We start from the raw sequence: 19,510 nt of genomic DNA, 5'->3' as shown, positions 1-19,510 counted from the left end.
GGGCCGTGGTGGGCAGCATGAGCATGGAAGTCACCGGTTCGCGGGTGTTTTCTGGTGGCATCTGGGAAGAACGCTACGGCTATGCCCGCGCGGTCGTCGTGGGCGACAGGGTCATCGTGTCGGGCTGCACCGCCACCGTCGACGGCGAGGTCCGTCACGTCGGGGACCCCTACCTGCAGAGCGTGACCGCGATGGGCATCGCCGTCGAGGCCGTCCAGTCGGGCGGGCTGACGCGCGAGGACGTGGTCATGGTCCGCTACTACGTGGTGGACCAGCGCCACTTCGACCTGGTGGGGCAGGCCATCGCGGAGATGTTCGGGCACGTCAGGCCGGCGTGCACGGGCGTACGGGTGGCCGGGCTGGTCGACCCGAACATGCTGGTCGAGATCGAGATCGAGGCACTACGGGCATGACGGTAGCCATCAGGGTGATCCCCTGTCTGGACGTGGACGCGGGCCGGGTGGTCAAGGGCGTCAACTTCACCAATCTGCGCGACGCGGGCGACCCCGTCGAACTGGCCAGGCGCTATGACGAGGAGGGCGCCGACGAGCTGACCTTCCTCGACATCACCGCCTCCTCGGGCGAGCGCGAGACCATGCTCGACGTGGTGCGGCGCACGGCCGAGCAGGTGTTCATCCCGCTGACCGTGGGTGGCGGCGTCCGCTCGGTCGAGGACGTCGACCGGCTGCTGCGGGCGGGCGCCGACAAGGTGGCGCTCAACACGGCGGCCATCGCCCGGCCCGAGCTCCTGACCGAGGCGTCGCAGCGGTTCGGCGCGCAGTGCGTGGTGCTGTCGGTGGACGCGCGGCGGGCCGCGGGCACGCCGAGCGGGTTCGAGGTGACGACGCACGGCGGGCGGCGCGGCACGGGCATCGACGCGGTGGAGTGGGCGGCGCGCGGCGAGGAGCTGGGCGTGGGGGAGATCCTGCTCAACTCGATGGACGGCGACGGCACGCGGGCGGGCTACGACCTGGAGATGCTGCGCGCGGTCCGGGCGGCGGTGCGGGTGCCGGTGATCGCCTCCGGCGGCGCGGGCCGGCTGGAGGACTTCCCGCCGGCGGTCGCGGCGGGGGCGGACGCGGTGCTGGCCGCGTCGGTGTTCCACTTCGGCACACTGAAGATCGCTGACGTCAAGGAGACCCTCCGGAACGCGGGCCACCCGGTCCGCTAGGGTGCGCTCTGCCGCCGGAGGGACCGGCGGCAGACTGTCACGTCGCGGTCGGAACGGCGGCGATGGCCCCGTGCCGTGGACTGCCACCCGTCACCGGTGACGGGGGCCGCCGCATCCGGTGGCCGGCGGGGCGTGGGGGTGTCCGGAAGGAGCCGTCGAACCGCCGTGGGATCGGCGGCGTAGCCGCGGCTCCCGGTGTGTGAGTGAGCGGGACGTAGATCGTGGGGCCGGGGGATGCTCGTTCGCCCACCTGACTCCGTGTGCTCGGCCGGCCGAAGCCGGCGAGCATGTCATCGCCGTCATGGCCACCCTGGCCCGACGCCCCGTGACGGGGTGCTGGGCCGGCCTGGACCGGGATGCCGCCTCGCCGCGGATCACGCCCCCGTGGCCGGCACGGGTGTGGCCGGGTGACACTCTGGCGATCTGTCATCCTGCCTGCGTGACACGATCCGCGCCTTCGGGGAAGCGCTCGACGCAGGAAACCGGTGATCTCAGGTCAGCACGTTGGTGAAGAAGACGGAAAGTTGGTTGGCTCCTTGGATGATGCCGTCGAACACGCCGTTGACCGCTGCGGCGGCCTGGGCCGGCCGGGTGAACAGGTAGAAGATCACGAAGGCCACGAGCACGTACGTGGCTACCTTCTTGACCTGCATGGGGGCCTCCTGCAGTCCATTCCCAGCCGTATATACCCGGATCTGGGCGATCACTGGCATCTTCTATGAAGATGTTCTTGATCCTAACCGGGGGGCTTGTTTCCTAAGCCATGGTACGTGCTTGAATCGCGCTTGACCCTGGAGCCATGTCCGTTCGCTCTGGGTCCGTTTTCTCCCGGTACGGCAGGCGCGCCAGGAGATAGATCGGCAGCCCGATCGGCGAGAGCAGGATCGTCAGCACCATGATCGGGGCCATGAGCAGGGGATGGACGCCGCGCCGCCGGCTGTCGAGGTACATCCACCGGCCGAGGAACAGGTCCCAGGCGATGATCTGCGCCCAGAGCGCGGCCAGCGCGGCAGGGCTCGAGACCAGCGCCTGGAGGCCGGCCAGGGACGGCCTGGTCACCACCGGCCAGAAGTCGGCGAGCAGCGGCGCCAGCAGGACGAGGTTCACGGCGAGGGTGGGCAGCACGATCAGCGGGGAGGCCGCCACCCTGCGGGTGACCGACCAGGTCGGGGCGAGGATCATCAGCGCCCAGAACGGGGCGGCGAGGATGAAGCTGAGGTCGAACAGGGCCTCGGTGCTCATCGCACGGCTCCCGCGGTGGCGGCCGACGCAGTGATCTTCGTCACGTCCCCGGCGTCCGCGCGTCGCGGGCCGGGCCGCAGGGAGAGTGCCGCCCCCGCGAGGACGGCCACGAGGACGGCGGCCGCTGCGGCGAGGGTGACGGCGTCGGGCTGGATCAGCGGTTGGCCGCGCAGGGCCTGCCAGACGGTCAGCGCGAACACGGCCGCGTACCCGCCGCCCGCCGTCAGGGTCAGGCCGAGCCGTACGCGCTCGGGGGCGAGGACGGGCATGCGGCGGGACAGGGCCGCGAGTGCGAGCGGCAGCAGCGGGAGCAGCTGCAGGGCGTGCATGCCGACGAAGTGCCCCACCCGCAGGTCGCCGCCCGCGGTGCTCCAGCCGAGCAGGGGCAGGCCGGGTCCGCCGTCGGGCAGGCCGACCGTGTGGGCGCCGATGATGCCGCCGGCGAGGCTCTGGCCGGGCCGCAGGCCGAGCATGAGGCCGCCGCCTGCCAGGCCGAGCGTGGAGATGACCAGGCCGAGCCGGACGGCCCAGGTGGTGGGGCGGTCGGCCTGGCGGTCGAGCAGCACGGCGACGGCGGCGACGATGTTCGCCAGCATGAGAGCGATGATCATCAGGCCCATCGCGCCGAAGAGGGCGGCGTCCAGCGGGCTGGAGGCGTTGAAGTGGCTGCGGTGGCCGCGCGCCGCCTGGAAGACGATGACCGCGACCTCGGCCACCCCGGCGACCGCGAGGACGGTGCCGGCCCAACGGCCCCAGCGGCGGTCCCGGCGCTGCAGGGAGAGCAGCCAGGCCCAGGTGAAGGAGTAGACGGCGACGGAGACGGCGAACTTCAGCGGCTTGGCCCACAGGGGCATGCCGTCGAGGGTGCGCTCGTCCACGACGAACGGGACGAGCAGGGCCACGGCAAGGAGCGCCATGAGCCCGGAGGAGAGCATCAACGGCCGATGCCAGCGGAGCACGGTGCCTCCTTAGATAATGGATAGTGCTACTTCTCACTATCTATAGCTAAACTCTCCACTGACCACAAGAGGAGGAGTCGCAGACGTGCGAATGGCGGACCTTACGGCGGAGACAGGTGTCCCTGTTCCGACGATCAAGTACTACCTGCGTGAGGGACTGCTGCCGCCGGGCCGCGCCCTGGGCCGCAACCAGGCCGAATACAGCCGGGCGCACGTCCGCAGGCTCAAGCTCGTCCGTGCGCTCGTCGAGTACGGAGGTCTGAGCATCGCCGTCATCCGCGACCTGGTGCGGCACCTGGACGACTCCGACGTCCGCGGCGGCGACCTGCTGGGCGCCGCCCAGCTCACGGTGACCGCCCAGCATGAACCGCCGGCGGGGCCGAAGGACCGGGCGGAGGAGATCGTCGACGATCTGCTGGCGCGCCACGGCTGGCACGACCTGGACCGCCACCCGTCGCGCCACACCCTCATCGGGCTGGTGCGGAGCCTGTCCGAGCTCGGCCGTGAGGACATGCTGGACGTCCTCGACGACTACGCCGTGGCGGCCGAGCGGGTCGCCGAGGCGGATCTGCGGGTGGTCGGCGAGCTGCTCGACCGGGAGCGGGCGCTGGAGATCGTGGTGCTCGGCACGCAGCTCGGCGACACGATCATCACCTCGCTGCGCAGGCTCGCCCAGGCGCACGTCGCGCAGCGCCTGCACGGGCCCTCCCCGAGCGGCCCGCCTGGGACGGGGCAGGCCGGTCACTGACGGGGCGGCCCGGTCACGGGGGGCTCGGGGGAGTCGTCAGAGGCCGAGCTTGGCGTCCCTGAGGCGCGCGATCGCGTCCGGGTCGCCCCGCAGTTCCACCGCCGCGTGCGCCTGCCGCCCGAAGCAGAACAGCAGCAGCTCGCCCGCCGAGCCGGTGACCTCCACCTTCGGCCCGATCTGCGGCCCGCCGAGCGCCACGCCGCCGCCGAGCCGGTGCAGCACCACGCCCACCGGCGAGCGTCGCAGCATCAGCCGCCCCCCGGCCGACACCCGCTTCCAGAAGAGCCGTTCGAGGCTGTCGGGCAGCGCGCGCGGCTCCCACGAGGGCTGCGCCCGGCGCACGTCCTCGTGGTGCACGAACAGCTCCAGCGTGTTGACCGCCTCGTCCAGGAACGGCAGCATCCCGTACACCCCGCCGGGCCTGCGCACGAGGCCGACCAGCTCCGGGTACGGGTGCCGGGCCTTGAGCCGCTCCTGGACCGACGCCGTGTGCCCGGCCAGCGGCTTGAGCGCGATGCCCGGCAGCGCGTCGGGACGGCGCTCGCGCAGCACCAGGTGGGCGGCCAGGTCGTAGGTCGTCCACCCCTCGCACAGGGTCGGGGCGTCCGGGCCGAGCCGGTCGAACAGATCGCAGAGGGCGGACCGTTCGCCACGAGCATGAGTCACGGTCACCACCCTACCCAGGGGAATAACGTGTTGATCGGGAGTGATTGGCTCATAGGGGCATTTCATCCGCGTGAGGAAGGACATCCAGCGAGTGGCGAGCAAGGTCACCTCGGCCGTCATGCGTCAGGGGCTCCGGGTTCTCGGAGTCGCCATTCGCGCGGAGAAGGCGGTGTTCGCGTCGGCCGTGCTGGCCAGCGCGGTCTACGGCGGCATGACCGTCGCCTCGGCGTGGGCGCTCGGCTGGGCCACCGAGAACATCGTGCTGCCCGCCTTCGACCAGGGCGGGGTCGGCTCCGGCGCGCTCTGGACGGGCGTGCTGCTCATCGTGGGCACCGCGCTGCTGCGGGCCGTCGGCGTGGCCGGGCGGCGCATCCTGGCCGGCGTCATGCAGTACCGCATGCAGGCCCGTTCGCGCCGCGACGTCTCCAAGCAGTACCTCCGGCTCCCGCTCGCCTGGCACCACCGCCACCCGACCGGACAGCTGCTCTCGAACGCCAGCTCCGACGCCGAGGCCGCCTGGGCGCCGATCGCGCCCCTGCCGATGGCCGTCGGCGTGATCGTCATGCTGGTGACGGCGGCCGTAGCGATGGTGCTCACCGACCCCGTGCTGGCCCTGGTCGGCTTCCTGATCTTCCCGGCCGTCGCCGTGCTCAACCTGGTCTACCAGCGCCGGCTCAGCCCGCTCGCCACCCGGGCCCAGCAACTGCGCGCCGAGGTCAGCGAGATCGCGCACGAGAGCTTCGACGGCGCCCTCGTCGTCAAGACGCTCGGCCGTGAGTCGCTGGAGACCGAGCGGTTCCGGCGCCGCGCCCACGAGCTGCGCGACGCCAACATCGCCGTGGGCCGGGTGCGCGGGCTGTTCGATCCGATGCTGGAGGCGCTGCCCACCCTCGGCGTGCTCGCCGTGCTGGGCGTCGGCTCGCTGCGCCTGGCCGCCGGCGCCATCGACGCCGGCGAGCTGGTGCAGGTCGCCTACCTGTTCACGCTGCTCGCCTTCCCCATCCGGGCGCTCGGCTGGGTGCTCGCCGAGCTGCCGCGCAGCGTCGTCGGCTGGGAGCGGGTGAGCGCCGTGCTGGAGGCGGAGGGCTCCATGGAGTACGGCCGGACCCCCGTACCCGCCACCTCCACGCCCGCCCGCCTGGACGTGGAGGACGTCTCCTACTCCTACGGCTCCGGCGACGTGCTGCACAAGGTGCGCTTCGACGTGCCGCCGGGCCGCACGGTCGCCCTGGTCGGGCCGACCGGCTCCGGCAAGTCCACGCTCGTCCAGCTCCTGGCCCGGCTCGTCGACCCCGGCTCCGGGCGGGTCCTGCTCGACGGCGTGGACCTGCGCGAGCTGCCGTACGGCGGCGTGGCCGAGTCGGTCGCGCTGGTGCCGCAGCAGACGTTCCTGTTCGACGACACCGTGCGCGGCAACGTCGCGCTCGGCCTGGAGACCGGCGACGAGGACGTGTGGGCCGCGCTGCGGCTCGCCCAGGCCGACGGGTTCGTCGCCCGGCTCCCCGACGGGCTCGCCACCCGTGTCGGCGAGCGCGGCGCCACCCTGTCCGGCGGGCAGCGCCAGCGCCTCGCGCTGGCCCGCGCGGTCGTGCGCCGGCCCCGGCTGCTCGTCCTCGACGACGCCACCTCCAGCGTGGACCCGCAGGTCGAGGCGCGCATCCTGCACGGCCTGCGTGACGCGGCGCAGGCGTCGACCGTGGTGGTCGTCGCCTACCGGCTGGCCACGATCGCACTCGCCGACGAGGTCGTCTACCTCGAACGCGGCCGGGTCGAGGACCGCGGCACGCACGCGGAGCTGCTGGAGCGCTGCCCCGGCTACCGCAACCTGGTCACCGCCTACGAGCGCGAGGAGGCCGAACGGGCCGCCATCGCCGCCGAGGCCGAAGAGGAAGAAGGGATCAGCGCGTGAGCGTCACCACGGGCGGCATCGGCCGCAACGCCGAGCGGTCGGCCCTGGCCACCGTCCGGCACGGCCTGTCGCTCACGCCGGAGTTCCGCAAGGGGCTCGCCGGCACCCTCGCGCTGGCCGTCATCGCCACCACCGGCAAGATCATCGTGCCGATCGCCGTGCAGCAGACCATCGACGACGGCCTGCGGGGCGGCACCCCCGACCTCTCCTCCATCACCACGGCCGTCCTGCTGTGCGCGGCGGCGGTGGTGCTGACCGCCATCGCCGGTTACGTCATGAACGTCCGCCTGTACAAGGCGACCGAGTCCTCCCTCGCCTCGCTGCGCGTCAGGGGCTTCCGTCACGTCCACGACCTGTCGGTGCTCACCCAGAACACCGAGCGGCGCGGCGCCCTGGTCTCGCGCGTCACCAACGACGTCGACCAGATCAGCACGTTCATGCAGTGGGGCGGGCTGATGATCATCGTGGCGGTCGGCCAGCTGTTCGTGGCCAGCGTCCTCATGCTCGTCTACTCCTGGCAGCTCACCCTGCTCGTGTGGGCCTGCTTCGTGCCGCTGATGATCGCGCTGCCGCGCTTCCAGCGCTGGCTCTCGCGGGCCTACACGCGGGTGCGCGAACGCACCGGCGACATGCTGTCGGCCGTCAGCGAGTCGGTCGTGGGCGCGACCGTCATCCGGGCGTACGCCGCCGAGCGGCGCACCGCCGAGCGCATCGACGCGGCCGTGGACGCCAACAAGGCGGCCCAGGTCAAGGCGCAGACCATCGTCGGGTTCGTCTTCCCGCTCACCGAGATCGTGGCCGCCGTGGCCATCTCCGGCATCGTGCTGCTGGGCGTGCGGCTCGGCCTGTCGGGCGACATCAGCGAGGGCAGGCTGGTGGCGTTCCTCTTCCTCGTGACGCTGTTCGTCGCTCCGCTGCAGACAGCCACCGAGGTGCTGAACGAGGCCCAGAACGCCGTCGCCGGCTGGCGGCGCATCCTCGGCGTCCTCGACACCCCGCCCGACGTCGCCGACCCCGGAGCCGACGGCGTGGAGCTGCCGCGCGGCCCGATCTCCGTGGCGTTCGAGGACGTCCACTTCGCCTATCCGGGCGGCGAGCCCGTGCTGCGCGAGGTGTCCCTGGAGATCCCGCCGCGCTCGCGGGTCGCGATCGTGGGCGAGACGGGGTCCGGCAAGACGACGTTCGCCAAGCTGCTCACCCGGCTCATGGACCCCGCCTCCGGCCGGGTCACCGTCGACGGGCACGACCTGCGCCGCGTGCGCTTCTCGTCGCTGCGCGAGCGCATCGTCATGGTGCCGCAGGACGGCTTCCTGTTCGACGGCACGCTGGAGGAGAACATCCGGTACGGCCGGCCGGCCGCCACCCGCGAGGAGATCACCCTCGCGATGACCGAGCTGGGCCTGGCCGACTGGGTGGACGGACTGCCCGCAGGCCTCGACACGCCGGTGGGGCAGCGCGGGGAGTCGCTGTCGGCGGGGGAGCGGCAGCTCGTCGCGCTGGCCCGCGCCTACCTGGCCGACCCCGACCTGCTGCTGCTCGACGAGGCGACCTCCGCCGTCGACCCGGCCACCGAGGTCCGTCTGGCGCGGGCCCTGGAGGGGGTCACCCGGGGGCGCACCGCCGTCTCGATCGCGCACCGGCTGTCCACCGCCGAGAACGCCGACGAGGTGCTGGTGTTCGACGGCGGCCGGCTCGTCCAGCGCGGGCCGCACGCGGAGCTGGTGCGGCAGCCGGGCGTCTACGCCGACCTGCACGCGTCCTGGGTGTCGGCGGCCCGCTCCTGACCGGCGGCGTCCGATGTGAAGGGCGGCCGGCGAGGCTGGTTGAATGGCGGCATGCCCCTGGATTCCAAGATCGCCTCGCGGCTGAAGCGCAACGGCGACGGGCTGGTGCCCGCGATCGTCCAGCAGCACGACACGGGCGAGGTCCTCATGCTCGCCTGGATGGACGACGAGGCCCTGCACCGCACCCTCACCACCGGCCGGGCGACCTACTGGTCGCGCAGCCGCGGCGAATACTGGGTCAAGGGCGACACGTCCGGTCACGTGCAGCATGTCCGGGCCGTCGCGCTCGACTGTGACGGCGACACGGTGCTGCTCAAGGTCGACCAGGTGGGCGCCGCCTGCCACACCGGTGACCGCACCTGCTTCGACGCCGACCCACTGGAGGTGGGGGCGGCGCCATGACCACGCCCGAACGTCCCGCCGTGCCCGTCATCCCCGCGGCCGCCTCATGAGCTCGCCCGGACGTCCGGCCGCGCCCGCCTGTCCCGCGGCGGCCTCATGAGCTCGCCCGAACGTCCCGCCGTGCCCGGGCCGGGCGCGGCCGTTCCCGGGGAGGCGGCGAACGGCGGGGGCGCCGGCGAACGGCGGCGGTCCGGGCGCGAGCTGGGCGCGTGGGTGCTGGCCACCGCGCTGGGGTGCGCGCTCGTCCTGTTCGCGACGACCCGCCCCTGGGTGACCGGCGTGCGCGCGACGGGAGGCCACGGCGGCTCCGGCACGCTCGCCGTTCCCACCGGGGGAGACCTCGGCCCCGCCCTCGTCCCGGTGGCGCTCGCCGGGCTGGCTGGCGTGGTGGCGGCGCTGGCGGCCAAGGGCGTCGCCCGGCGGCTGATCGGCGCGCTGGTGGCGCTGTGCGGTCTCGTGGCGGGAATCGCCACCTGGCTGGCGGCCGGCGGCGACGCGGCGCTCGACTGGCTGGGCGAGCACAACGTGCTGCAGGCCACGGACGCCCTGCAGTGGGACGTCGTGACGCTGTGGCCCGCGTCGTCCGGGCTCGGCGCGGCGATCATGACGGCCGGCGGGCTGGTCGCGGTGGTGCGCGGCGGCCGGTGGGCGGGCATGGGCGACCGCTACGAGCGCGACCCCGCGCGGCGGCGCGCGCCCGCGGCGGACGACCGCGCCCTGTGGGACGCCCTTGACCGGGGAGACGACCCCACCTCCTGAGCGGCGGCGAGGTCACGAATGGCCGACGGTCTGCCACGAACCCGGACCGGCCGGGCGTCAGATCAATAAGCTGGCCACGTCACTCGCCACGACACGGAGGAGCCGAAGGCATGACGTACGGGGACCAGGGCGGCAGCGGGGGCTACGGCGCACAGCCGCCCGGCGGCGGTTACGGTCAGCAACCGCCGAGCGGCGGCGGTGGCTACGGTCAGCAGCCGGGCAGCGGCGGTGGCTACGGTCAGGGTGGCTACGGTCAGCAGCCGGGCAGCGGCGGCGGTTACGGTCAGGGTGGCTACGGTCAGCAGCCGGCCAGTGGCGGTGGCTACGGACAGGGCGGTTACGGTCAGCAGCCCCCCAGCGGTGGTGGCTACGGACAGCAGGGATACGGGTCCGGCGGGTACAGCCAGCCGAACCCCGACTACGGCCAGGCGTACGGGCAGCCGGGATACGGGCAGCAGGGATACGCCGGATACGGACAGCCGCAACCCGCGAGAACGACCAACGGCATGGCCGTGACGTCGCTGATCCTCGGCATCGTGGGGCTGATCTTCTGCGGTTTCACCAGCATCCCCGGCGCCATCGTGGGCCACATCGCGCTCAACCGGATCAAGAAGACGGGGGAGGAGGGCCACGGCATGGCGATGGGCGGCCTGGTGACCTCCTACATCACGATCGTCCTGTGGCTGATACTCTGGGTGATCTTCGGTGGGATGTGGCTCGCCCTGTTCGGCCTCACCGCCGCCGCGACGACCTCGAGCTACTGACGCGCTGTCACGAACCGTGCACACCGTTGCAGTCCGATCACGAAATGTCCCTAAATAGGGCGTTGATCCATGTCGCTCATGGTTTGTCGCTAGGCTGCCGCGCGCAACTCGGCAGACAATGAACGCATGAGGAGTCAACGAGCATGAGCTACGGAAACCAGGGCGACGGCGGCTACGGCGCCCAGCCTCCGGGCGGCGGCTACGGGCAGCAGCCGCCGAGCGGCGGTGGTTACGGCGGCGGCTACGGCCAGCAGCCCCCGAGTGGCGGCGGTTACGGCCAGCAGCCCCCGAGCGGCGGCGGCTATGGTCAGCAGCCGCCGAGCGGCGGCGGTTACGGCCAGCCCCCCGGTGGCGGTTACGGCCAGCCCGGCGGCTACGGCCAGCAGCCCCCGCCGGACAACCACCTGGTCGCCGCCATCCTGACCACGCTGTTCTGCTGCCTTCCCCTCGGCATCGTGTCGATCGTGAAGTCGTCGCAGGTCAACTCGAAGTGGCAGATGGGCGACTACCAGGGTGCGGCGGAGGCCTCCGAGGAGGCCAAGACCTGGTGGAAGCGCTCGCTGATCGCCGGCGCCATCTGGTGGGGCCTGGTCATCATCGGCTACATCCTGCTGTTCGTGGTCATCGCGGCGAACACGCCGAGCTACTGACGGGACTATGCCTGATGGGCATCGCGAACCTCGAGCGGCGCGGCACCGGACGATCGCGGTCGGTGCTGGCGCCGCTCGGCGTCGCGGCGGCCGCCGGCGCCGTGGTGGCGTTCGTCGGCCTCGTCGACCCGAACGAGCCAGGCCACTACCCGACGTGCCCCTTCCTGTGGGCCACGGGTGAGATCTTCGGCCTGCCCCTCTACTGCCCCGGCTGCGGGACGCTGCGCACGATCCACGCGCTGGCGCATCTCGACCCGGTGGCCGCGCTCGGCCTCAACCCGCTGGCCGTGGCCACGGTCCCGTTCCTCGTCTTCTGGTGGGGCCGCTGGCTGGTCCGCGCCTGGCAGGGCCGGCCGCGCAGGACCACCCTGGCGCATCCCGCCTGGCTGTGGGCTCTCATCGGCGTCGTGATGGTCTACTGGGTCGTGCGCAACCTTCCGTTCGGGGCGTTCCTGGCGCCCTAGCCGGGGGCTGTGGCCGGGCTGGGCCGGTGGGGCCGATACCATCGCAGGACAGGCCGGGAGCGGACGCGACGCGAACTCTCAGCCATCCCCAACTGCCGACCGGAGGGATCCCAAGCGCGTGAGTGAGCGTACCGAAGGGCCGAGTGTCCTCGACGACATCCTCGACGGGGTGCGCGCCGACCTCGCCGCACGCCAGCAGGCCGTCTCGCTCGACGAGCTCAAGCGGCGGGCCGAGCGGGCTCCCGACCCCCGAGACGCGCTCGGCGCGCTCGGCGGCGACCGGGTGTCGGTGATCGCCGAGGTCAAGCGCTCCAGCCCGTCCAAGGGTGCGCTCGCCGCGATCGCCGATCCCGCCGCGCTGGCCGCCGACTACGAGGAGGGCGGCGCGCACGTCATCAGCGTGCTGACCGAGCGGCGCAAGTTCGGCGGCAGCCTCGACGACCTGGCCGCGGTCCGCGCGCGGGTCGACATCCCGATCCTGCGCAAGGACTTCATCCTCACCTCCTACCAGCTGTGGGAGGCGCGGGCCCACGGCGCCGACCTGGCGCTGCTCATGGTCGTCTGCCTGGAGCAGGAGGCGCTGGTGTCGCTGATCGAGCGGGCCGAGTCGATCGGGCTCACCCCGCTGGTCGAGGTGCACACCGAGGAGGAGCTCGACCGCGCCGTCGCGGCCGGTGCCCGCGTCATCGGGGTCAACGCGCGTAACCTGAAGACACTCGAGGTCGACCGCGACGTCTTCGCGAAGATCGCGCCTAAGATCCCGGACAATGTCATCAAGATCGCGGAGTCGGGGGTCCGCGGGCCGCACGACCTGCTCGCCTACGCCAGGTCCGGCGCCGACGCCGTGCTGGTGGGTGAGAGCCTGGTCACCGGCAAGGACCCGCGCAAGGCGGTCGAGGCGCTGGTGACGGCCGGCGCCCACCCGGCGACGCGCCCCGACCACGGAGCAGAGGGATAGCAGTGACACACGACGGCTCCATCCTCACCGCCGCCGACCTGGCGGGCAACGGCGCCCACGGCGACGACCCCGACCTGCGCGGCAAGTTCGGCGTCTTCGGCGGGCGCTACGTGCCGGAGGCCCTCATCCCGGCGCTCGACGAGGTCGCCAAGGTCTACGAGCAGGCCCGCACGGACGTGCAGTTCCTGCGCGAGTTCGACCATCTGCTGCGCACCTACGCGGGCCGGCCCACCACGCTGACCGACGTGCCGCGGTTCAGCGAGCAGGCCGGCGGCGCGCGGGTCGTCCTCAAGCGGGAGGACCTCACCCACACCGGCGCCCACAAGATCAACAACGTGATCGGGCAGGCGCTGCTGACCAAGCGGCTCGGCAAGAAGCGGGTCATCGCCGAGACCGGCGCCGGCCAGCACGGCGTGGCCACCGCCACCGCCGCCGCCCTGCTCGGCCTGGAGTGCGTCATCTACATGGGCGCCGTCGACTGCGAGCGCCAGGCGCTCAACGTGGCCAGGATGAAGCTCCTCGGCGCCACCGTGGTGCCGGTGCACAACGGGTCCAAGACCCTCAAGGACGCCATCAACGAGGCGTTCCGCGACTGGGTCACCAACGTCGACACCACCCACTACCTGTTCGGCACCGTCGCCGGCCCGCACCCGTTCCCCGAGATCGTCCGCGACTTCGCGCGGATCATCGGGGTCGAGGCGCGCCGCCAGATGCTGGAGCTGACCGGCCGGCTGCCCGATGCCGTCTGCGCGGCGGTCGGCGGCGGCAGCAACGCGATCGGCATCTTCCACGCCTTCATCGGCGACGAGGGCGTCCAGCTGCACGGCTACGAGGCGGGCGGCCACGGCCTGGCGAGCGGCGAGCACGCGCTCACGCTCACCGCCGGCTCGGTCGGCGTGCTGCACGGCGCGCGCACCTACGTGCTGCAGGACGACGAGGGCCAGACGATCGAGTCGCACTCGATCTCGGCAGGGCTCGACTACCCCGGGGTGGGCCCCGAGCACGCCTGGCTCAAGGACAGCGGCCGCGCCACCTACCACGGCGTCACCGACGACCAGGCGATGGCCGCCTTCTCGCTGCTGGCCAGGACCGAGGGCATCATCCCGGCCATCGAGTCGTCCCACGCCCTCGCCGGCGCGCTGGAGCTGGGCCGCGAGCTCGGCCCCGAGGCGACCATCCTGGTCAACCTCTCCGGGCGCGGCGACAAGGACATGGGCACGGCGATGAAGTACTTCAATCTCTAGCGCCACGGTCGCCACGCGCGCGCGTGCGGCCGTACGGCGCCCGGCGGACCTCGGCGGCGGCACCGGCGTCGCGGCCGGCGGGTGACACCACGCATCCCCGGCGGCGGCGTCGCGGCGACACCGGCGGCGGCTCCGGAGGAGGGGCGGCGGGCGATGGCACCATGGAGCGCGAGGGCGGCAGCGGCGGCGTAGCGGCCTCGACCACTGAGAACGGACGATCATGACAACTCTTCAGACGGTGTTCGCCAAGGCGAAGGCGGACAACCGCGCGGCGCTCGTCGGCTACCTCCCCGCGGGCTTCCCGTCCAAGGACGGCGCCATCGCCGCCGCCGCCGCCCTGGTCGAGGCCGGTTGCGACGTCATCGAGATCGGCCTGCCCTACTCCGACCCGCTCATGGACGGCCCGACCATCCAGGACGCGGTGCACCGCTCGCTGACCAACGGCACCCGCATCGCCGACGTCATGCGCACGGTCGAGGGCGTGGCGGCCACGGGCGCGGCGACGCTCGTCATGACGTACTGGAACCCGATCGACCGCTACGGCGCCGACCGGTTCGCGCGCGACCTCGCCGCCGCGGGCGGCGTCGGCACCATCACGCCCGACCTGACCCCCGAGGAGGCGGGCCCCTGGCGCGAGGCGTCGGCCGCCGCCGGCATCGACACCGTCTTCCTGGTGGCGCCCAGCTCGACCGACGAGCGCATCCAGGCCGTCGTCGAGTGCTGCACCGGGTTCGTCTACGCGGCGTCCCTGATGGGCGTCACAGGCGCGCGTGAGAGCGTCAACGTCGCCGCCGGCGACCTGGTCAAGCGCACCCGGGCGCACACCGACCTGCCGGTGTGCGTGGGTCTGGGCGTCGGCACCGGCGCGCAGGCCGCCGAGGTGGCCGCGTACGCCGACGGCGTCATCGTCGGCTCGGCGTTCATCCGCCGCATGCTCGACGCGCCCGACGAGCAGGCCGGTCGCGTCTCGATCGGCGAGCTGGCCCGCGAGATGGCGCAGGGCGTCCGCTCCCGCGGCTGAGCGCCGATGATCGTCCCTCCCGGCGCGCCCGGGCCCGTTTCCGGCCTCCGGCCTGGCGGTTTCCCCCTTAGCCGCCGCTTATTCGGCCCGTGATCGGATGTGCTCCGGATACTGTGCGGTCCGGAGGCCGTAGACAAGGAGATGAGCTGTGATCGCGTTGCCGGTGTCACGTAACGCCAGAACGGCGATACCCTGGGTGACGACCGCCGCCCGGCTGGTCCTGGGCGGGGTGCTGATCGTGTCCGGTGGGCTCAAGGTCACCAAGCCGTGGGACTCGGTGGTGGCGGTCAAGGCGTACCGGTTGCTGCCCGAGGACATCGCCACGGCGGTGGGCTACGTCCTGCCGATGCTGGAGATCGTGGTCGGCGTGCTGCTGGTGGTCGGCCTGCTGACCAGGGTGGCCGGGGCGGTCGCGACACTGCTCATGTTCGCGTTCGTCTTCGGCATCGCCTGGGCGTGGGCCAACGGGCTGCGGATCGACTGCGGCTGCTTCGGCGGGGGCGGGGAGCTGGCGGCCGGGCAGGAGCCGACCTACCTGCTCGACATCGTGCGCGACTTCGGGCTCGTGCTGCTGGGCGGCTGGGTGGTCAGGTTCCCGCCGGGGCGTTACGCGCTCGACGCGGCCCTCGGTCTGACCGGCTCCGCCGCACGAGAGGCCGACGCACGACATGACGAGCACGAGGAGGAGACAGTCCGATGAGCAAGGGCGAGCGCCAGAAGACGGCACGCGAGCGGATCAAGGAGCAGCAGGCCGCCGACCGGGCGCGGGAGAAGCGCAAGCGCATCGTCACCTACACCACCGCCGGCGTGGTCGCCGTGGCGGCCATCGGCGCCGGCTGGCTGTGGTCCTTCAGCCAGTCCAAGTCGGAGGAGGCGGCGGCGCCGCTGGCCCCGATCACGGTCGACGCCAACGGCTCGGTGGTGATGGCCAAGCAGGGTGTCACCAAGCCCGTCATCGACATCTACGAAGACTTCCAGTGCCCGGCGTGCAAGCAGCTGGAGGAGGTCAGCGGCCAGACGTTCAAGAACCTCGCCGCCGAGGGCAAGGCCAAGGTCGTCTTCCACCCGATCACGATCTTCAGCCAGGAGCCCACGCGCGGCAACTCCGTCCGCGCCGGCGCCGCCGCCCGCTGCGTGGCCGACGGCAAGCAGTGGATGGCCTTCCACGACCTGCTGTTCGCCAACCAGCCGAGCGAGGCCGCCGAGGGCTTCAAGGTCGACGACATGGTGAGCTGGGGCAAGGAGGCGGGGGTGACCTCGCCCGACTTCGAGAGCTGCGTCAAGGGCCAGAAGCACGCCAACGCCCAGATCTCCTTCAGCGACAAGACCGGCAAGGAAGCGAAGATCGAGGGCACGCCCACCGTCAAGCTCGACGGCATCGTCATGGACAGCCAGGTCATCTTCACGCCGCAGGAGTTGCGCGAACAGGTCACGAAGGCGGCCAAGTAGCCCCGCGTCCGCTACCCTCACCTGACATGCCCCTTGCCTCGATTCCCAGCCCCTCCGAGGGGGTCTGGTATCTCGGGTTCATCCCGATCCGGGCCTACGCCCTGTGCATCGTCCTCGGTGTCGTCGTCGCCGTCTGGCTGAGTGAGCGCCGCTGGCGCGCCCGAGGCGGCCAGAGCGGCACGATCATCGACATCGCGGTCCCCGCGGTGATCTTCGGGTTGATCGGCGGCCGCCTCTACCACGTCATCACCGACTGGCAGACCTACTTCGGCGATCGTGCGATCAAGAAGCCCTACCAGGCGCTGTTCATCTGGGAGGGCGGGCTCGGCATCTGGGGGGCCATCGCCCTGGGCGGCGTGGGCGTGTGGATCGCCTGCCGCCGCCGCGGCCTGTCGCTGAGCGCCGTGGCGGACACGGTCGCGCCCGGCATCGCGTTCGCGCAGGCCATCGGCCGCTGGGGCAACTGGTTCAACCAGGAGCTGTACGGCGGTCCCACGACGCTTCCGTGGGGGCTGGAGATCGACGTCCGGCACGGCGGCGAGCCGGGCGTGCTCTACCACCCGACCTTCCTGTACGAGTCGATCTGGAACGTCGCCCTGGGCTTCGCGCTGATCCTGGCCGGCAAGTGGTTCTCGCTGCGCCACGGCCGGCTGTTCGCCCTCTACGTGGCCGGTTACACGCTGGGACGCTTCTGGATCGAGGGGCTGCGGATCGACCCGGTCGGCGGCGTGGACCACGCGGTGACGTTCCTGGGGCTGCGGATCAACCAGTGGACGTCGATCGTCGTGTTCGCCGGTGCGCTGATCTACCTGTGGGCGACCCGCGGCAAGGACACCGCGGAGATCGTGGTCCCGGCCTCGGCGCAGGGCGACGACGGGGCGGCGGCCGATCCGGCCCACCCGGCCGACCAGGCCGACGAGGACGAGCTGCGCCGCCCGGCGGACCCGTCCGGCGGCGACGGGCCCGGCGAGTCCTCGGGCGCTGATCATCCCGAGGGCGCGGATAGTCTGGAGGACGTGGAAGGCCCCAAGAGCCCCGAAGGGCCGAAGAGCGCCGCCGCGGGCGACCTCGACGGCACGGAGGGCACCGCGGGCCCCGAGGCGACGGCGGCGTCCGACAGGGTGGCAGTGCCGGAGGAGAAGAACGCGCGATGACCGGGCGCGCGGAGCAGCACCACCAGCACCGTGACGTCACCGGCGGCTGGCTGCGGCCGTCGGTGTTCGGCGCGATGGACGGGCTGGTGTCCAACTTCGCGCTCATCGCCGGCGTCGCCGGCGGCACCTCCGACACCACGATCATCCTGCTCGCCGGCGGCGCCGGGCTGGCGGCGGGCGCGTTCTCCATGGCCGGCGGCGAGTACGTCTCCGTGGCCAGCCAGCGCGAGCTGGCCCTGGCCGAGATCGCCGTCGAGCGACGTGAGCTGGAGCGGCATCCCGAAGCCGAGCAGGCCGAGCTGGCCCAGGCCCTCGTCGACCAGGGAGTCGCCCCCGACACCGCGGCCGAGGTGGCCGCCCAGATCTCGCGTGACCCCGAGCGCGCGCTGCGCGTGCACAGCCGGAACGAGCTCGGCGTCGATCCCGCCGACCTGCCCTCGCCCACGGTGGCGGCCGTCTCGTCGTTCCTGTCGTTCGCCGCGGGGGCGATCCTGCCGCTGGTGTCCTACCTGTTCGGCGTGGCCGAGCTGTGGGTGTCCGCCGTGGTGTCGTGCGTCGCGCTGTTCGGCGCGGGCGCGCTGGTCTCGACGGTCACGGCGCGCACCTGGTGGTACTCCGGCCTGCGCCAGCTGCTCGTCGGCGCGCTGGCGGCCGGGCTCACGTTCGCGCTCGGCAACCTGATCGGGGCGGCGGGCCTGTGACCGGAAGCGGACAGCCCCCCACCCGGACGGCCGCGCGCAAACGGCGCCGCACGCCGCGCTCCGACTGGCAGTTCCCGCTGCTCACCGACTGGGGGCTCAGACCGGAGCAGCAGCGTCTGCTCGTCATCATCGCCTCGGTCCTCGGCGCGGTCGCCGGAGCCTGCGGGCTGGCCGCCGTCATCCTCTCGCTCGGCGGCGGCTACGTCTCCGACCGCCCGGCCAGCGCCGCCGTGGGCGAGGGCGACAGCGGGCTCCCCTCCTCCTACCAGGGGTGGGCCGCGTCCAAGCTGTTCGACCCGATCGCCGACCGGGCCAAGGACGCCAAGCCGCTCACCGAGAAGGAGGTCTTCGCGAGCAAGACCCTGGCGGGGGAGAAGAAGCTGCGGCTGAGGCTCGTGGCCAAGCAGGTCGACGCCGACTGCGCGGCGGCCCTGTGGGGCGAGGCCCTGCTCGAACTGGTCGCGGACGCCGAGTGCAACCAGGCCGCCCGCGGCCTCTACACCACCGCCGACGGCCGCTACGTCGGCCAGTACACCCTGCTCAACCTGCGCGACAGCCGAGCCGCCGCCGAGCTGGTCGAGCGGCTGAAGACCGGTTACCGGGGCGGCTGGACCCGCTCGCTGACCGCCCAGGGCGCCGCCTTCCCGGCCGGCGGGCACACCGAGGCGGCCGGATACGCGCTCGGCCACTACGTCGGGCTCGTCTGGTACGGCAGGGCCGACGGCGCCGAGCCGACCACCCGCGACGACTTCGTCGCTCTGGCGATCACCCTGCGAGGCGCCGAGAAGGCCGTCTACCGGAGGGTCGTCACGATCACGGGACCGGCGTCCTGATGTCGCGCCGTCTCGTCGTCCCGCTGGCGGCCCTGGCCGGGCTCGCGGTGCTGGCCGCCGGCGCCTGGCTGTGGTGGGGCCGCGCCGAGCCCCGGCCCGCCGCCTTCACCGGCGAGCCCACCTCGGCCCTGTACGCGCTGATCGGCTCGCGGCAGGCCGACGCGGCGCCGCTGCGGCTGGACGAGGTGTTCACGCCGGCCGGCCGGACGCTCGGCACGCTCGCCCGCGCCTCCGCCGAGCAGCTCGACGACTGCGACGAGGCCCTGTGGGGCGTCACCGCGACGGGCTGCACCCAGGCGCTGCGCGCCACGTACACGAGCGCGTCGGGCGACGCCGGCCAGTTCGTCATCTTCAACCTGCCCGACGGGCGGGCGGCCGACGCGCTGGTGGCCGCGCTCGCCGAGGACGGCTTCGTCCGGCAGGCGGTCCCGTTCGACGCCTCGCGCAGCCGGGCGGCGGCGCGGGCGCTCGGACACTACGTCACGGTCGCCTGGGCGGGCGCGAGCGGCCCCGGCGCCGACCCGGTCAAGACGCTCGTCGCCCTCGACGGTCTCGGCCGCGTCGTCCAGTCCCGCGTCCTGGCGGCCACCTGAGCCGCGGCACGAGAGCGGTGCCGCCCGGCGACCGGGGTG

23 protein-coding genes are annotated in these 19,510 nt (G+C 72.7%); 19 read left to right on the top strand and 4 right to left on the bottom strand.

Annotation, left to right across the window (positions count from 1 at the left end; all coding sequences use genetic code 11):
• Positions 1 to 17: 17 nt before the first annotated feature.
• Together CXR44_RS01340 and hisF are read left to right on the top strand one after the other, a co-directional pair.
• Positions 18 to 413: a Rid family hydrolase gene (locus CXR44_RS01340; protein WP_101783469.1), complete on the top strand. Its 396-nt coding sequence runs from the start codon at positions 18 to 20 to the stop codon at positions 411 to 413.
• Entirely contained in the window at positions 410 to 1,171 is a 762-nt protein-coding gene (gene hisF, locus CXR44_RS01335; protein WP_101782973.1) for an imidazole glycerol phosphate synthase subunit HisF, read from the top strand. The genes CXR44_RS01340 and hisF overlap by 4 nt, the downstream gene beginning before the upstream one ends.
• A gap of 491 nt (positions 1,172 to 1,662) precedes the next feature.
• On the opposite strand, the gene CXR44_RS39230 is transcribed toward hisF, so the two are convergent.
• The 3 genes from CXR44_RS39230 to CXR44_RS01325 form a co-directional block, all read right to left on the bottom strand.
• Positions 1,663 to 1,824 carry a hypothetical protein gene (locus CXR44_RS39230; protein WP_180903143.1) on the bottom strand — a complete coding sequence of 54 codons (162 nt, stop codon included), beginning with the start codon at positions 1,822 to 1,824 and terminating at the stop codon, positions 1,663 to 1,665.
• A 103-nt stretch (positions 1,825 to 1,927) separates the two neighbouring features.
• Positions 1,928 to 2,413: an ABA4-like family protein gene (locus CXR44_RS01330; RefSeq protein WP_101782972.1), complete on the bottom strand. Its 486-nt coding sequence runs from the start codon at positions 2,411 to 2,413 to the stop codon at positions 1,928 to 1,930.
• Positions 2,410 to 3,372: a hypothetical protein gene (locus tag CXR44_RS01325; protein ID WP_219601625.1), complete on the bottom strand. Its 963-nt coding sequence runs from the start codon at positions 3,370 to 3,372 to the stop codon at positions 2,410 to 2,412. Before CXR44_RS01325 ends, CXR44_RS01330 begins: the two co-directional genes overlap by 4 nt.
• 91 nt (positions 3,373 to 3,463) lie before the next feature.
• Between CXR44_RS01325 and CXR44_RS01320 the strand changes: the two genes are divergently transcribed.
• Entirely contained in the window at positions 3,464 to 4,120 is a 657-nt protein-coding gene (locus tag CXR44_RS01320) for a MerR family transcriptional regulator (protein ID WP_101782970.1), read from the top strand.
• Between the two features lie 36 nt (positions 4,121 to 4,156).
• Here the strand turns inward: CXR44_RS01320 and CXR44_RS01315 are convergent, their stop codons facing one another.
• A complete protein-coding gene (locus CXR44_RS01315; RefSeq protein ID WP_180903142.1) occupies positions 4,157 to 4,786 on the bottom strand; it encodes a TIGR03085 family metal-binding protein in 630 nt (209 codons plus the stop codon).
• A 118-nt stretch (positions 4,787 to 4,904) separates the two neighbouring features.
• Here CXR44_RS01315 and CXR44_RS01310 point away from each other — a divergent pair, with 118 nt between their 5' ends.
• The 16 genes from CXR44_RS01310 to CXR44_RS01235 all read left to right on the top strand — a co-directional run bounded on the left by CXR44_RS01310 (position 4,905) and on the right by CXR44_RS01235 (position 19,471).
• Complete coding sequence (locus CXR44_RS01310; protein WP_180903175.1) at positions 4,905 to 6,695, top strand: ABC transporter ATP-binding protein; 1,791 nt, start codon at positions 4,905 to 4,907, stop codon at positions 6,693 to 6,695.
• Complete coding sequence (locus CXR44_RS01305) at positions 6,692 to 8,479, top strand: ABC transporter ATP-binding protein (RefSeq protein ID WP_101782968.1); 1,788 nt, start codon at positions 6,692 to 6,694, stop codon at positions 8,477 to 8,479. Before CXR44_RS01310 ends, CXR44_RS01305 begins: the two co-directional genes overlap by 4 nt.
• Positions 8,480 to 8,530: 51 nt before the next feature.
• Positions 8,531 to 8,881: a phosphoribosyl-AMP cyclohydrolase gene (gene hisI, locus CXR44_RS01300; RefSeq protein ID WP_101782967.1), complete on the top strand. Its 351-nt coding sequence runs from the start codon at positions 8,531 to 8,533 to the stop codon at positions 8,879 to 8,881.
• A gap of 96 nt (positions 8,882 to 8,977) precedes the next feature.
• Positions 8,978 to 9,640, top strand: a complete 663-nt coding sequence (locus CXR44_RS01295) for a Trp biosynthesis-associated membrane protein (protein WP_101782966.1) — start codon at positions 8,978 to 8,980, stop codon at positions 9,638 to 9,640.
• Positions 9,641 to 9,750: 110 nt separating this feature from the next.
• A complete protein-coding gene (locus tag CXR44_RS41515; protein ID WP_101782965.1) occupies positions 9,751 to 10,404 on the top strand; it encodes a DUF4190 domain-containing protein in 654 nt (217 codons plus the stop codon).
• A gap of 143 nt (positions 10,405 to 10,547) precedes the next feature.
• The gene (locus tag CXR44_RS01285) at positions 10,548 to 11,054 is read left to right on the top strand and encodes a CD225/dispanin family protein (RefSeq protein ID WP_101782964.1); all 507 of its coding nucleotides are present in this window, start codon (positions 10,548 to 10,550) and stop codon (positions 11,052 to 11,054) included.
• Between the two features lie 14 nt (positions 11,055 to 11,068).
• Positions 11,069 to 11,518, top strand: coding sequence for a DUF2752 domain-containing protein (locus CXR44_RS01280; protein ID WP_101782963.1), 450 nt, complete (start codon positions 11,069 to 11,071; stop codon positions 11,516 to 11,518).
• 118 nt (positions 11,519 to 11,636) lie between these two features.
• The gene (trpC, locus tag CXR44_RS01275; protein ID WP_101782962.1) at positions 11,637 to 12,476 is read left to right on the top strand and encodes an indole-3-glycerol phosphate synthase TrpC; all 840 of its coding nucleotides are present in this window, start codon (positions 11,637 to 11,639) and stop codon (positions 12,474 to 12,476) included.
• A gap of 38 nt (positions 12,477 to 12,514) precedes the next feature.
• Complete coding sequence (gene trpB, locus CXR44_RS01270; protein ID WP_219601658.1) at positions 12,515 to 13,720, top strand: tryptophan synthase subunit beta; 1,206 nt, start codon at positions 12,515 to 12,517, stop codon at positions 13,718 to 13,720.
• Positions 13,721 to 13,940: 220 nt separating this feature from the next.
• Positions 13,941 to 14,741, top strand: coding sequence for a tryptophan synthase subunit alpha (gene trpA, locus CXR44_RS01265; RefSeq protein ID WP_101782960.1), 801 nt, complete (start codon positions 13,941 to 13,943; stop codon positions 14,739 to 14,741).
• Between the two features lie 148 nt (positions 14,742 to 14,889).
• Entirely contained in the window at positions 14,890 to 15,441 is a 552-nt protein-coding gene (locus CXR44_RS01260; protein WP_245898737.1) for a MauE/DoxX family redox-associated membrane protein, read from the top strand.
• Complete coding sequence (locus tag CXR44_RS01255; protein ID WP_101782958.1) at positions 15,438 to 16,190, top strand: DsbA family protein; 753 nt, start codon at positions 15,438 to 15,440, stop codon at positions 16,188 to 16,190. The genes CXR44_RS01260 and CXR44_RS01255 overlap by 4 nt, the downstream gene beginning before the upstream one ends.
• Positions 16,191 to 16,216: 26 nt before the next feature.
• On the top strand, positions 16,217 to 17,344 hold the full coding sequence (gene lgt / locus CXR44_RS01250) for a prolipoprotein diacylglyceryl transferase (protein WP_101782957.1): 1,128 nt from the start codon (positions 16,217 to 16,219) through the stop codon (positions 17,342 to 17,344).
• A complete protein-coding gene (locus CXR44_RS01245) occupies positions 17,341 to 18,045 on the top strand; it encodes a VIT1/CCC1 transporter family protein (protein WP_101782956.1) in 705 nt (234 codons plus the stop codon). Before lgt ends, CXR44_RS01245 begins: the two co-directional genes overlap by 4 nt.
• Positions 18,042 to 18,878 (top strand): hypothetical protein, encoded by an 837-nt coding sequence (locus CXR44_RS01240; protein ID WP_101782955.1) that lies wholly within the window; start codon positions 18,042 to 18,044, stop codon positions 18,876 to 18,878. Before CXR44_RS01245 ends, CXR44_RS01240 begins: the two co-directional genes overlap by 4 nt.
• Complete coding sequence (locus CXR44_RS01235; RefSeq protein ID WP_101782954.1) at positions 18,878 to 19,471, top strand: hypothetical protein; 594 nt, start codon at positions 18,878 to 18,880, stop codon at positions 19,469 to 19,471. The genes CXR44_RS01240 and CXR44_RS01235 overlap by 1 nt, the downstream gene beginning before the upstream one ends.
• Positions 19,472 to 19,510: the final 39 nt, after the last annotated feature.

The organism is Nonomuraea indica, assembly GCF_002850745.1.
Lineage (GTDB): Bacteria > Actinomycetota > Actinomycetes > Streptosporangiales > Streptosporangiaceae > Nonomuraea > Nonomuraea indica.
Note: the sequence above shows the minus strand (reverse complement) of the source record. Positions and strands in the feature narration are given on the sequence as shown.

Coding starts and splice junctions, on each gene's coding strand:
- CXR44_RS41515 (WP_101782965.1), top strand. CDS start 9,751: ATGACGTACGGGGACCAGGGCGGCAGCGGGGGCTACGGCGCACAGCCG.
- hisI (WP_101782967.1), top strand. CDS start 8,531: ATGCCCCTGGATTCCAAGATCGCCTCGCGGCTGAAGCGCAACGGCGAC.
- CXR44_RS01295 (WP_101782966.1), top strand. CDS start 8,978: ATGAGCTCGCCCGAACGTCCCGCCGTGCCCGGGCCGGGCGCGGCCGTT.
- CXR44_RS01245 (WP_101782956.1), top strand. CDS start 17,341: ATGACCGGGCGCGCGGAGCAGCACCACCAGCACCGTGACGTCACCGGC.
- CXR44_RS01310 (WP_180903175.1), top strand. CDS start 4,905: ATGCGTCAGGGGCTCCGGGTTCTCGGAGTCGCCATTCGCGCGGAGAAG.
- CXR44_RS01235 (WP_101782954.1), top strand. CDS start 18,878: ATGTCGCGCCGTCTCGTCGTCCCGCTGGCGGCCCTGGCCGGGCTCGCG.
- CXR44_RS01255 (WP_101782958.1), top strand. CDS start 15,438: ATGAGCAAGGGCGAGCGCCAGAAGACGGCACGCGAGCGGATCAAGGAG.
- CXR44_RS01285 (WP_101782964.1), top strand. CDS start 10,548: ATGAGCTACGGAAACCAGGGCGACGGCGGCTACGGCGCCCAGCCTCCG.
- CXR44_RS39230 (WP_180903143.1), bottom strand. CDS start 1,824: ATGCAGGTCAAGAAGGTAGCCACGTACGTGCTCGTGGCCTTCGTGATC.
- CXR44_RS01330 (WP_101782972.1), bottom strand. CDS start 2,413: ATGAGCACCGAGGCCCTGTTCGACCTCAGCTTCATCCTCGCCGCCCCG.
- CXR44_RS01340 (WP_101783469.1), top strand. CDS start 18: ATGAGCATGGAAGTCACCGGTTCGCGGGTGTTTTCTGGTGGCATCTGG.
- hisF (WP_101782973.1), top strand. CDS start 410: ATGACGGTAGCCATCAGGGTGATCCCCTGTCTGGACGTGGACGCGGGC.
- CXR44_RS01280 (WP_101782963.1), top strand. CDS start 11,069: ATGGGCATCGCGAACCTCGAGCGGCGCGGCACCGGACGATCGCGGTCG.
- CXR44_RS01320 (WP_101782970.1), top strand. CDS start 3,464: ATGGCGGACCTTACGGCGGAGACAGGTGTCCCTGTTCCGACGATCAAG.
- trpA (WP_101782960.1), top strand. CDS start 13,941: ATGACAACTCTTCAGACGGTGTTCGCCAAGGCGAAGGCGGACAACCGC.
- lgt (WP_101782957.1), top strand. CDS start 16,217: ATGCCCCTTGCCTCGATTCCCAGCCCCTCCGAGGGGGTCTGGTATCTC.